Here is an 11,234-nt window from a genome sequence, read left to right as displayed (position 1 = left end):
GGGAAAGGATCAAACTGAAAACAATGGAACACCGGCGCTTGCAATACCGCAAATACGCCGCTTAATATCTTGAACCAGATGAGCCAGATCCTCCTTTAGATCAGGCCGGTGATTGTTCCAATTTATATGACGACGGACAATGGCAGGTTCGTGCGCCAATCCAATCGGCTTGTTCGAATGAGCGACCTCCAACAATTACAGTTAGTCGAACTCAATGAATTGAAAAATAAATTTGTTGGAATGGCCGCGCATGATCTCCGCAGTCCGTGTAGTCTGATTAACGGGTTTAGCAATTTGATGGTCGAGGATCCTGACATGGACCTAGCAGACCGGGTCGAATTCACTGGTATCATCAATCAAGTCAGCGCCAGCATGCTCCGGTTATTGGGTGATCTTCTAGATGTCTCCGCGATTGAAAGCGGGAAACTAACGATGACACCTGTCATGGATGACGTCCGAAAATTGGTAGAGGAAAGATCGCAATTGATGGCGGTGGCCGCCGAGTACAAAAATATTGGTGTTAAAACCGAAATGGACAATGTTCCAGATGTGGAATTTGACGGCGACCGATTGGGTCAGGTGATCGACAACTTGATCTCAAACGCGATTAAGTTTTCAGAAAAGGGTACTATAATAACCGTTTTTGTTAATACAGATAATGGATGGGTAAAAATTGCGGTCACAGATCAGGGGCCTGGCATTCCACCCGACGAAATAAACAGCTTGTTCGGCGCTTTTCAGAAGACCAGCGTTCGACCCACTGGGGATGAAAAAAGTACGGGTTTGGGACTGGCGATCGTTAAAAAGATCGTCGCCGCCCACAAGGGAAAGATTGACGTTGAGAGTAAAATTGGCGAAGGAACAACGTTCACCGTTTCATTGCCCTGTGGTGCCTAGAGCCTAAATACCCGCCAGAGATTCGCACGTGTGCAAGGCGGTTTGTTTTTTGTCGATCAAAACCATGATATGGATTTGATCGAATTGATGCTAGGTTGCGGCGAAGAGAGGCGCATCACCGTGGTTAGAGGTGATGCCGAATATGAACTTTGTATAGCCTGGAATGTTATGGTTGTATGAAATCAGATAGGCTAAAAAAGATTGGTGAGGTGCGAGTAATGCTAGCCAAAGACACATACGATTTCAGAGGGTACCTGCAAGAAAAGGGTATTATCTTCTGCTATAGCGGCTATATCACCGAAGACGTTTTGTCCGGAATAGGAAACGCCATCAAAAAAAAGCTGGAACATGAAGCCGCTGATAAGCGGACTTCCAAGGGTTTGTTCTCAATCTTTGTTGAACAGGTGCAAAATGTGATCCGGTATTCCGCCGAAGGGGAACCGGAGAACGTCGAAAATGAGTCGAAGGAATTAAGGTACGGCGTGCTTACAGTCGGCAAGAGCAAGGATAAGGATAATTATTTCGTTTCCTGCGGAAACTTGATAATGCAGAAAGACGTCGAACGTTTAAAGGAGTCGTTAAGTCACATTCAGAATCTCGATAAAGACGGCTTGAAAGCGCTATATAAAGAAACATTAAAGGGCGACACACCCGAAGGCAGTAAAGGAGCCGGCGTCGGGTTCATTGACATTGCCAGACGTGCAGAAAATGGGTTCGAGTTCGATTTTGAAAATGTCGATGACGAGCATTCTTATTTTTGCCTAAAAGCCTACATGTAATTGAGGAGTATGATGATGGAAAATATAAAAATCGAAGGTTCCGAGCGATCGCCCGAAATCGACTTCAATTTCGATACGAACACGTACCTCGTAAAGGGCGAGTCATATCCTGAAGACATCACGGCATTTTATGGTCCGATTATCTCAAAATTCGAAGAACATCTTTCCGGACTGTCTGGAGCAACCATACAATTCACTTTCGAATTGATCTATTTTAACAGTTCGACCGCAAAGGTTCTCATGGGATTATTTGAGACCTTCGATGAAACGGCGGAGAGCGGCAATGATGTGACCGTCACCTGGATTCACGAAGAAGACGACGACAACATGGAAGAAATGGGGGAGGAATTCGGCGAAGATTTAGAGCACGCAAAGTTTGAACTAAAGGCGATGGAGGTCTGATGAGTTTCGAACTTTTCGAAAAAGAACAAAATATTATCGCTGAAGCAAAAGAACTGCTTTCAAACGGAGGAATCAACGACCCTAAATCTCGCGATGCCTTTGCTGAGCTTCTGAAAAATTATGAAAAGCTCTCCAAATCTACAAAAAGATTGGTTCGTGTGAGTGATCGTAATGAGGCAGAACTCAACAAAGTGGCGAAAAGTTTGGACGAAAAGAACGCCATGCTGGAAGGGTTGTCTTCAAAACTTTCAAAATATCTTTCGCCGCAGATTTATGAATCGATCTTTAGCGGTGAACAAGCCGTCCAACTGAGAACCGAACGTAAAAAACTGACTATATTCTTCTCCGATATCAAAGATTTCACTGCAACGACCGATGATCTGGAGCCCGAAGACATTACCTTCCTCGTGAACGATTATCTAACGGAAATGTCGGAAATTGCCCTGAAGCACGGTGCCACCATCGATAAATTTATTGGCGATGCAATTTTAATATTCTTTGGTGATCCGACGACAAACGGTGTGCAGGAAGACGCTTTGAGTTGTGTCCGCATGGCAATCGACATGCAACGTCATATGGTGGGCCTAAGGGCCAAGTGGACAGAAATGGGCTACGCCCGACCCTTCCAAGTACGCATCGGAATCAGTACAGGCTATTGCAATGTTGGCAATTTCGGTAGCGAAGAAAGGATGGATTACACGATCATCGGTGGCGAAGTGAATTTGGCCGCCCGGCTAGAAAGTGTGGCCGATCCTGATGGGATCACGATAGCTTATGAAACCTACGCCCTGGTCAAAGACTTCGTTGATGCAGAGAAAGGCGATACGATTACCGTAAAAGGAATTCACCGCAAGATTAGCCCCTATAAACTAATCGGAATCTTTAAGGACATTAACGAGAAAAGCCGGTTCCTGCGTGCCGAAAACGACGGCATGAAACTGTTTCTAGATTTCGATAAATTGGACGAAGAAACCGGTCCCCAGACTATTAAAGAAATAAAATCGGCCCTTAAGCGACTCACCAAGCTAGAAAAGATGCGTTAATCGCTGGCGAGCGACGGAAAGGTCAGTGTCGGAGAAAGCCTCCAGAACTTTAAAATTTTCGCTCCGCTCAACCGGCCACGAGATACCGTCAAGAGCATCTTCTTCGCTATATCCCGGCATAACCGTCGACAACTGAGCCAGACCCGTTTCAAAAGAAAACCGAGCCCGTTCGGTCACCAATGCTGAAGGCCCTCCACCCAACTTTAAAGATTTTCGAGCTTCGGCATCTGTGCCGGGGCTGGTCACAAAATCGACGTTATCAACAAATCGCCGGGGATCGTGCGGCATTAGAATAATCACCCTCCCGACCAAACACGCAATATCGTGGGCACCGCCACTACCGACCATCCGAAGCTTTGGAGATGAATAGGAACCGATTGCTGTGCTGTTGAGATTGCCGCGCTGATCAACCTGTGCTGCCGATAGCAATCCGACATCGATCCTTCCGGCCTGAAGTTCACCAAAGACCGTTAGCCCATCGGTGATCATCAAAGCTCCCTCGGCAACTGACGGGCTGCCAGTTGAAAGGGGTGGCGTCAAAGGATCCGACCCAATTACGCCTGATTCAAAAATTAACGACATGTCCGGTGCATGTGTGTGCTTGGCGAGTACCGCAGCATCAGACGGTATGCCAATGCCGACAAAGCAGGCATCGTCACTCGAAAGCTCACGCGCGCCGGCGAAGGCAAGTTGGGCGGCAGCCGTTAACTTCATTAGGTGTCCATCCTCTCACGCACTCGCGCTTTCAATTCGCTCCGTAGGTCTTCTCCAATACATCTGAGATATGCCTCTCGATCCGGGCAGTCATAGACCCACGTTTTCAGATAATCCATTAGCGTGTCAGCGTCCCTGGAAATCGTGTCATACATTCGGAAATGTTCGTCATCCCGGCCATAGTCTCCATCCACATACGAAGGGTGTGCCCCCCAAGGAACGAGTGCCACGGCGTTCACACGATGCGCTGGCAGTCGGGTCCGTTCCGGCATGCGGGCAATCTCATCAGCGTCAACGAATCGTTCAACAGTGACGACGATTCGCTTGGAAGCAAGCGCTCCCATAACGGTATCGCCGTCTACGCCGTGAAATTGGATGTTCCCGGCTGTGTCCGCCTGTGGTGCATGAACCACAGCGACATCAGGTGCGAGAGCCGGGATGCAGGCCAAATGGTCCCCCGTGTAGGGGCATTCCATGGTCTCAACCTGGATCGAGGTTCCAGAAAGTTCACCCAGCCTGGCCATATCTCCAAGCTGTAAAATTCTGGAAGGTAGAAAAGGAACCCCAAGTTGAGCCGCGTGAAGGCGCAGCATCATCGCGAAATTGGTCCAATCTTCATATTCAAGAGTGCCGTCCTTAACGGCGCGGCGAAAGGCGTGACTGAGGCCAATGCCGGGATTTCCAAAATAACCGAAGATGATTTTTCGGACAGCCCCCCCGGCGATCATTTGATCGAACAGGATATCCGCGCCCGAGCGACAAATGGTCAAGTCAGTCAATTGTTGCCGAAGGATTTCATGGCCAAGGGCGAACGGCACACAATGTCCAAACCCACCAACAAACACTGTGTCGCCGTTGCTGATGTTTTCGCTGACTGCTTGAGATAGGGACTTTGATTTATCCATCGCGTGGTACCTTCGGCCTGAAATATTACTAAGCCGAAATCTCCTTCTTCGTCAGGGTGATAAGCGCGTTAACATTTTCCAGCTTATTCAAACTCCAAGCAAGTGTGCAAAGTTGATCGCAACTGGAATCGCATCAGATTGGTGCTTTCAAAACCGTAGGTAGAACGCTTCAAAACCAAAAGTTTCGATTTTGATGATGTTGTTGATGGATATGGGCAACTGTTTCATAAGACGCACCGTCTTGACACAGAATAAAACGCGTAACAGAATAAATTTAGTAATATCTGTCGCAATAGTTTGTATCTGGCGGCATTTGTTTGGTGTATAGAACCAGAGATGCTGCGAGCAATCATAGCAACTTCATACAGGGAGAGACCTTAATGCGTTACGGAACACCTATGTTAGTAATGGCCATGGGCTTTGGCTTTGCAATATCCACTCCATCGGCTTCATACGCTGCTGATCAATATTCACTCGCCGTCGGTAGCCTTGGCGGAACCATGGGCCGTCTTGGTGCGGGCATTTCCGATGTCTTTAATAAAAATCAATCCGCGGCTAAATTTGCTGTTTCACCGGGCGGTGGGCGTGCAAATCCGGCCAGGCTCGGCACAGGTGGGGCAGACCTTGCGTTCTCTTTTTCAAACTTCACGGCGACGGCCATCGCTGGTACGACACCGTTTAAAAAGCCGTATAAGAATCTGCGCGTTATCGCAAAATTCTGGGATTCCTGCTATCATCAATATGTCGCCAAGGAACTGTATAATTCGGGCATTAAAAGCTGGGAAGACATCGTCTCGTCGAAAAAAGCCCTTAAAATTGCGCTCGTTAAAAAGGGAACCAGCTCTGAATATACGGGTTATCTGATCTCCAAGTTTTTGGGATCCAGCTATGAAAAAATGGCGAAGCGAGGAGACAAGCAGACGTTCACGGGCGCAGGCGCCATGTCACGCGCGATCCGCTCCAAACAGATCGATATTTATTTTCATAACTCGGGTGACCCGCAAGGCGCGGGCCTTCAGGCCGCCTTGGGGCGCGATCTCAAGTTCATGGGCATGTCCGACAATGTTAAAAAAATGCTCGCCACGCATGGCTACACGCCCTGTGTTATTCCTGGCGGCATTTACAAGGGTAACGACAAGGACACCCATTCAATGGGGCTCTCAGGTGTTCTGCTGACTACTGATAAGATGAGTGCAGACACGGTCTACAGTCTCTTGAAGACCATCAAGAACAATAAAAAAGCACTGTCAGCGGTCCACAAAATCTTCAAAAAGTGGGATCCGAAGCGTGGCGCGGGCGTCAAAGGATTGCCGTTCCACAAAGGTGCGATCAAGTTCTACAAAGAAATGGGCGTAATGTAGGCTCGCAGTCTATCGCGAAACGAAGGTAAATCCCCGTGTGGGTAGCACCGCTGTCCACACGGGGATGATTTAGCCATGACCGATAAAACAGATCATTGGAGCCTTCGATATTTGATTACGGCGCTCGCTGTGGGGATGTCGATTTGGCATATCGTTATTGCCTATACGGGCGGTTACGAACTCATATTTCAGCGCGGGACGTCCTATCTATTTGGGTTAACGCTCATCTTCCTCGTGTTTCGGGAAAATGGGGGCACTAAATACGACGGGTTGATTACCGCCGTACTGGTAGGCTGCGTCGTCCTATCCATTGGCTACCCGGTAACGAACGCGACGTATTTCAATGCCCGGCTGTTTTATGTCGATCCCTTAAGATTGGAAGACTATATTCTTGGAACCATCGCAATTCTTCTCACTCTTGAAGCGGCGCGGCGGACAATAAACAACGCGCTCCCGATCATTGTTGCCGTATTTTTAGTTTATACGTATTGGGGACCGTATTTCCCCTGGGAATTCGCGCACAGAGGCTCCAGCATTGCACACATGATTGACCATCATTATCTCGCGCAGGAAGGCCTTTGGAACCTGCCGCTTGGGGTTTTCTCGATATTCATATTTTTGTTCATTTTATTTGGTGCTTTCCTGGACCGTATGGGCGCAGCGGATTACTACTGCCGGCTGTCGATGGCGGTGGCCGGTCGACTGCGCGGTGGCCCTGCAAAGGCAGCGGTTTTTGCCAGCGCCCTGACGGGCTCCATCACTGGCAGTGCCAATGCCAACGTGGCTACGACGGGCCCGTTCACAATTCCGATGATGAAAAAAACCGGGTTCAAGGCCGAAATTGCCGCCGGCATCGAAACGGCAGCATCCACCGGCGGACAAGTCATGCCACCGATCATGGGCGCGTCAGCGTTCCTCATCGTTGAATTCACCGGCATCAGCTATTGGGAGGTCGTTAAGGTCTCTATTCTTCCGTGTGCGCTTTACTTCCTGTCCGTCTACAACATTGTACATTTGGAGGCGCGCAAGGGGGGGCTCGTCGGCCTGCCGGCCGACCAGTTGGAGCGAACATGGCAAGTTCTAAAGGAGGGCTGGTACTACCTGCTACCGCCCTTCATCATCATCATCGCGCTAATGTATGGCTACGGCGTGCCATTTTCCGGCCTCATTGGAATTTTATCGATCATTATCTTAGCAGCCCTCAAAGGTATGCTGACTCTGTTCCAGAAATCGCGATCTGATGGCATCGGCGCGAGCGATATTTTTGGTTCCGTTAAACGCGGGATCGGCAACATCATTGGCGCGCTAGAAAGCGGTGCCATCCGCTCACTGCCTATTTGCGCCGCGGTTGGTGCCGTGGGCTTAGTCATGGGCACACTTTTCCAGACCGGACTTGGAATTAAGTTCTCAACGATGATGATCTCGCTTGCCGGCGATAATTTGTTCCTGGCGATTGTCCTGGTTGGCGTCGCTTCCTTTGTCTTAGGCATGGGGCTTCCAACCAGTGCCGCTTATATCGTGCTGTCCGTTATGGCAGTGCCAGCTCTTTTGGAGATTGGTGCGCCTTGGTCATTATCATTATTGGGTGCGCACTTAATCGTGTTCTGGTTCAGCTTGGACAGCTCGTTTACCCCACCGGTGTGCGTGCCGGCCTATACCGCCGCTGGAATTGCAGATGCCGACCCGAGCAAAGCCGCTTGGGCCGCTTTCAGAACGGCGAAGGGCATGTACGTAATTCCAGTCATGTTCGCGTTCACACCGATTTTGTTGCTCGACCAGCCCATAGCATTAGCGCAAACAATGATCGCCGCTATTTGTGGATTCTTCGCACTCGCGCCAGCCATTGTCGGTTTCATGTACGTCAAAGTTGAGACTCCTGAGCGCTTAGTACTTGGCGCTGCGGCCCTAGCAATGTTCTGGCCTTCGCTGGTGACACAGCTTGTGGGTGGTGCCATTCTGGCGATCATCTTCATGAGCCAACGCTCTCGTTACGCAAAAATTGAAACTGCCGCTGCCTAATAAAAAAAATGAAGACCTCGCATGACTGCACCTGTTACTGGTCGCATCGTCATGAAAAATGTGGGCTCTCTTCAATTCCTGCTGGCACCTATAACGGCAGTCTATAAGATTAAGAAATTCGGACATTGTTGAGAGATTGATCGATGATTAATGCTGCTATCATAGGCCTTGGGCGCTGGGGACAGATTCTTGTAAATTCTGTTCAAGGCAAAAGTGACAAAATTAAAATCATTGCCGGACGAACCGAAACCTTATCGGATAATGCTAAGGCCTTTGCGGGAAGCCATGGCTTCCCCCTAACCGCAAGTTATAACGATTTGCTACAGCGTAGCGATATTGATGCCGTTATCTTGGTTACCCCACACAGCACCCACGCGGAGCAGGTCCAGCAAGCAGCAGCAGCCGGTAAACACGTATTCTGCGAGAAGCCCTTTACACTGAATAAAGCGACTGCGGAGGACTCAGTGAAGGCATGTCGGGATGCCGGCATTGTCTTAGCCGTAGCGCATAACCGTCGGTTCTACCCCGCCTATCAGGAACTGCAGGAACTTGTCAGGTCTGGCGCGCTTGGAGAAATTTTACACATCGAAGGAAACCACTCAGGCTTCGGCGGTCTCAATAGAAAAAAAGGGGCATGGCGGGTTGATCCCAGTGAAAGTCCGATGGGAGCGATGGCGGGCAAAGGCCTTCACGCCATTGATGCCATGATCGGTTTGGCCGGCCCGATAAAACAGGTCAATGCGATCAGCACACACAAAGTCTTGGATGATTGTGATGACACGACGGCGATGCTGCTCCAGTTTGGCGCCGGAACGAGTGGCTACCTTGGCACAATGGATGCGACCGCATTCATGTGGCGGCTTGCTGTGTTCGGGACAAAAGGTTGGGCTGAATTGCGAAATCATCATCGATTGGTTCGTCGCACGATTGAGGACGGCAATGGCGAAAGTGACAAGAGTGGTGAGGACGGTGAAACGGTTAAAAACTACGACGTCGCCGATACATTGCTTCTAGAATTCGACGCCTTTGCTGACGCCGTAACTGGTGTTGCACCCTATCCCATGACAGATGAGGAAATGATTGCAACTCCAGCACTTTGGGAAGCTGCGGTCAGATCAGCAAAACTCGGCCAAGCCGTCGACGTCTAGGTATAGCCTGGGTCATTTTTGAATTTAATCGCTAACCTTCAAATACGTCCGCTTTGCCTTCACAAAGCGGACGTAAAACTTGGGGAATCATGCTGATAGGACGTTCATCGGGCGGGTCGAACAGGGCTTCGACTTTTTGGGTTAATTACCGGTCCTCCAATTGCCAGGCGGTGGAGGCACCGTATTTTCCCACGTACATCCGGTTGTCACGCACGAAACCGCGCACCTGCAGTTCGCGAGCCTTTCGACATTCGAACTTCAGCACGTCGCGCAGTGCTCCGAGCATGCGCTGCAGGTTTACCTTCTCGCCGATAAAATTATCTGGGTCGGTGGACTGAACGCGGACGCGCACCTTGCGACCGCACCATTTCTTTTTGCGGACGTAAGCCGCGAGAGTTCCGCTCTCGATAAGCTTGCGCCGGCCCTTATGGAATTTAGCGTCCTTTTTTCTGGTCGCGCGATTTTGGGCGGCGGCGGCGATGAGGCCGGCACTGACATCAAATCTATCGACGCTTTCATGCCGTCCCTTTAGAGCGACGAAGGCTCCGGTGTTGGGCAGTTCCAACACGGTTATTTCCTCATCCGCCTGGGAGCCACTGTCCGACCAGATCAATTTGGACGCCGAAACCCTTTCGACCAAATCGCGGCGAACGCACCGGTAATCCGGATCACGGGGCTTGGTGAACCCAGTCTGGGCAACGCTGCCGACGCATACATAGTTCCGGTTCGGAGGCACCCCCCGCCACATCGACCCATGATCCCTGGCGCGGCTTCCCACGCTTCTCCATATCAAGGCCCAGTCCCTGGGCGGTGCCAGCAGTGCCCGCGTGTTCCCGGCCTTGGCTGCCGGGGGGCGGGCGATTATGACGCAGTGCTTTCCGTCTTCCGATCCCGTACCGTACCCGCCGATGTAGCGGTAGCGCCTCGGCAGTTGGGGCTTGAAAAAATATCCCTCCAGGTCGGCTCTTATCCCCTTATCCTTCCAGACAGGAGAAATCGAGCAGCTGGGTTTCAGGTCAAATCCCCGGGCGAACTCTGCGGCGAACTCGTCCAGTGCGGACGGTGGCGTAAGCCCGGCGATCTTTTGCGATCCGGAAAGCTCCAAAAACTGTTGAATTTTCGGCCCGCATTCCCTGACCGATCTCTTGAGCCGTTTCGTTTTGCCCCTTTCGGCCAATCTCTTCAGCCTCTTGGCGCCTGACCTTTCAGAATTTTCGTAATCGTTTGGTGACGTAATTCTGCGCGAGGTTACATACTCCTCGGCGGCATAATTGATGCGTCTGACCCGGTTTATTTGCGGCCTTTCCTTACTTAGCGTCGCCAGCGAGCGCATCATTCCCATGCAGAAAGCCAAATCCTGCGCATTTTTTCTTGAATAGTCGACTGCGTAAGCGGAGGGCGGCTGAGAGAAAACGGCGGCTGCAAAAACTGCCAGCGCCAGCGAAATTACCTTAGTTCCGTTCGACATGTCGCGGTTCCCCTTTCCAAGCGCCGTGGTCGGATAGCCGCTCGTTGGAGCGACCCCATATTGTTGCGGAAATTCCGCCCGTCCACAATAACGCTCGCGCCGTGAAAATCCACCCGCTACTCCGCAAAAATTCATCTCGCGCCACAGCTCGATCCATACGGACATATACTACAAGGCTGAAGTTTGTCATCGAATGTCCAGGTTGGGTCAGCAGCCATCATTTTCAACAGCATGATTTGACGTCCACTTTACCACTTGAAAGCAGACATCAAATTCCAAAATTCGGATTTTACGTTTTCGACTTCCGATATCCGTAGAAAACCAGACGTTATTTTGATGTTCTGGTAGAGTCCGCAAATAGCCATGTGTGGACGGCTCCCTGTTGGCAAGGGTTAATTTGAACGCTGATGCAACGCTTGGTCGGTGCTGCCATGTGTTCGGCCTGTTGATGCGGCACTGTTTGATGGCCGCTGGCCATAATGCTCTCCGCAGATCAGG

11 protein-coding genes are annotated in these 11,234 nt (G+C 50.5%); 7 read left to right on the top strand and 4 right to left on the bottom strand.

The genetic code is table 11. The features are described from left to right. The first annotated feature begins 177 nt into the window (after window positions 1-177). The 4 genes from HOM51_20205 (at window position 178) to HOM51_20190 (ending at window position 3,121) form a co-directional block, all read left to right on the top strand. The gene (locus HOM51_20205; protein MBT5036842.1) at window positions 178-897 is read left to right on the top strand and encodes a HAMP domain-containing histidine kinase; all 720 of its coding nucleotides are present in this window, start codon (window positions 178-180) and stop codon (window positions 895-897) included. Window positions 898-1,115: 218 nt separating this feature from the next. Continuing rightward, window positions 1,116-1,676, top strand: a complete 561-nt coding sequence (locus tag HOM51_20200) for a hypothetical protein (protein ID MBT5036841.1) — start codon at window positions 1,116-1,118, stop codon at window positions 1,674-1,676. 15 nt (window positions 1,677-1,691) lie between these two features. Then, entirely contained in the window at window positions 1,692-2,078 is a 387-nt protein-coding gene (locus HOM51_20195) for a DUF1987 domain-containing protein (protein MBT5036840.1), read from the top strand. Beyond that, window positions 2,078-3,121, top strand: coding sequence for an adenylate/guanylate cyclase domain-containing protein (locus tag HOM51_20190; GenBank protein MBT5036839.1), 1,044 nt, complete (start codon window positions 2,078-2,080; stop codon window positions 3,119-3,121). The genes HOM51_20195 and HOM51_20190 overlap by 1 nt, the downstream gene beginning before the upstream one ends. Here HOM51_20190 and HOM51_20185 read toward each other — a convergent pair. Both HOM51_20185 and HOM51_20180 read right to left on the bottom strand, forming a co-directional pair. After that, complete coding sequence (locus HOM51_20185; protein ID MBT5036838.1) at window positions 3,104-3,835, bottom strand: CoA-transferase subunit beta; 732 nt, start codon at window positions 3,833-3,835, stop codon at window positions 3,104-3,106. The two genes, HOM51_20190 and HOM51_20185, sit on opposite strands and share 18 nt — an antisense overlap. Continuing rightward, the gene (locus HOM51_20180; protein MBT5036837.1) at window positions 3,835-4,740 is read right to left on the bottom strand and encodes a CoA transferase subunit A; all 906 of its coding nucleotides are present in this window, start codon (window positions 4,738-4,740) and stop codon (window positions 3,835-3,837) included. The genes HOM51_20185 and HOM51_20180 overlap by 1 nt, the downstream gene beginning before the upstream one ends. 380 nt (window positions 4,741-5,120) lie before the next feature. On the opposite strand from HOM51_20180, the gene HOM51_20175 reads away from it, so the two are divergent. The 3 genes from HOM51_20175 (at window position 5,121) to HOM51_20165 (ending at window position 9,268) form a co-directional block, all read left to right on the top strand. Continuing rightward, window positions 5,121-6,101, top strand: coding sequence for a TAXI family TRAP transporter solute-binding subunit (locus HOM51_20175; protein ID MBT5036836.1), 981 nt, complete (start codon window positions 5,121-5,123; stop codon window positions 6,099-6,101). Between the two features lie 75 nt (window positions 6,102-6,176). Next, on the top strand, window positions 6,177-8,120 hold the full coding sequence (locus HOM51_20170) for a TRAP transporter fused permease subunit (protein MBT5036835.1): 1,944 nt from the start codon (window positions 6,177-6,179) through the stop codon (window positions 8,118-8,120). 143 nt (window positions 8,121-8,263) lie between these two features. Beyond that, window positions 8,264-9,268, top strand: coding sequence for a Gfo/Idh/MocA family oxidoreductase (locus tag HOM51_20165; protein MBT5036834.1), 1,005 nt, complete (start codon window positions 8,264-8,266; stop codon window positions 9,266-9,268). Between the two features lie 145 nt (window positions 9,269-9,413). Here the strand turns inward: HOM51_20165 and HOM51_20160 are convergent, their stop codons facing one another. Beyond that, window positions 9,414-10,736: a Vps62-related protein gene (locus HOM51_20160; GenBank protein ID MBT5036833.1), complete on the bottom strand. Its 1,323-nt coding sequence runs from the start codon at window positions 10,734-10,736 to the stop codon at window positions 9,414-9,416. A 328-nt stretch (window positions 10,737-11,064) separates the two neighbouring features. Further along, window positions 11,065-11,214 carry a hypothetical protein gene (locus HOM51_20155; protein ID MBT5036832.1) on the bottom strand — a complete coding sequence of 50 codons (150 nt, stop codon included), beginning with the start codon at window positions 11,212-11,214 and terminating at the stop codon, window positions 11,065-11,067. Window positions 11,215-11,234 lie beyond the last annotated feature (20 nt).

Source organism: Rhodospirillaceae bacterium, from assembly GCA_018660465.1.
Taxonomy (GTDB): Bacteria; Pseudomonadota; Alphaproteobacteria; order Rhodospirillales; family JABJKH01; genus JABJKH01.
The sequence above is the reverse complement of the archived record's forward strand: the minus strand, read 5'-3'. Positions and strand labels throughout refer to the sequence as shown.

Coding starts and splice junctions, on each gene's coding strand:
- HOM51_20205 (MBT5036842.1), top strand. CDS start 178: ATGAGCGACCTCCAACAATTACAGTTAGTCGAACTCAATGAATTGAAA.
- HOM51_20200 (MBT5036841.1), top strand. CDS start 1,116: ATGCTAGCCAAAGACACATACGATTTCAGAGGGTACCTGCAAGAAAAG.
- HOM51_20195 (MBT5036840.1), top strand. CDS start 1,692: ATGGAAAATATAAAAATCGAAGGTTCCGAGCGATCGCCCGAAATCGAC.
- HOM51_20190 (MBT5036839.1), top strand. CDS start 2,078: ATGAGTTTCGAACTTTTCGAAAAAGAACAAAATATTATCGCTGAAGCA.
- HOM51_20185 (MBT5036838.1), bottom strand. CDS start 3,835: ATGAAGTTAACGGCTGCCGCCCAACTTGCCTTCGCCGGCGCGCGTGAG.
- HOM51_20180 (MBT5036837.1), bottom strand. CDS start 4,740: ATGGATAAATCAAAGTCCCTATCTCAAGCAGTCAGCGAAAACATCAGC.
- HOM51_20175 (MBT5036836.1), top strand. CDS start 5,121: ATGCGTTACGGAACACCTATGTTAGTAATGGCCATGGGCTTTGGCTTT.
- HOM51_20170 (MBT5036835.1), top strand. CDS start 6,177: ATGACCGATAAAACAGATCATTGGAGCCTTCGATATTTGATTACGGCG.
- HOM51_20165 (MBT5036834.1), top strand. CDS start 8,264: ATGATTAATGCTGCTATCATAGGCCTTGGGCGCTGGGGACAGATTCTT.
- HOM51_20160 (MBT5036833.1), bottom strand. CDS start 10,736: ATGTCGAACGGAACTAAGGTAATTTCGCTGGCGCTGGCAGTTTTTGCA.
- HOM51_20155 (MBT5036832.1), bottom strand. CDS start 11,214: ATGGCCAGCGGCCATCAAACAGTGCCGCATCAACAGGCCGAACACATG.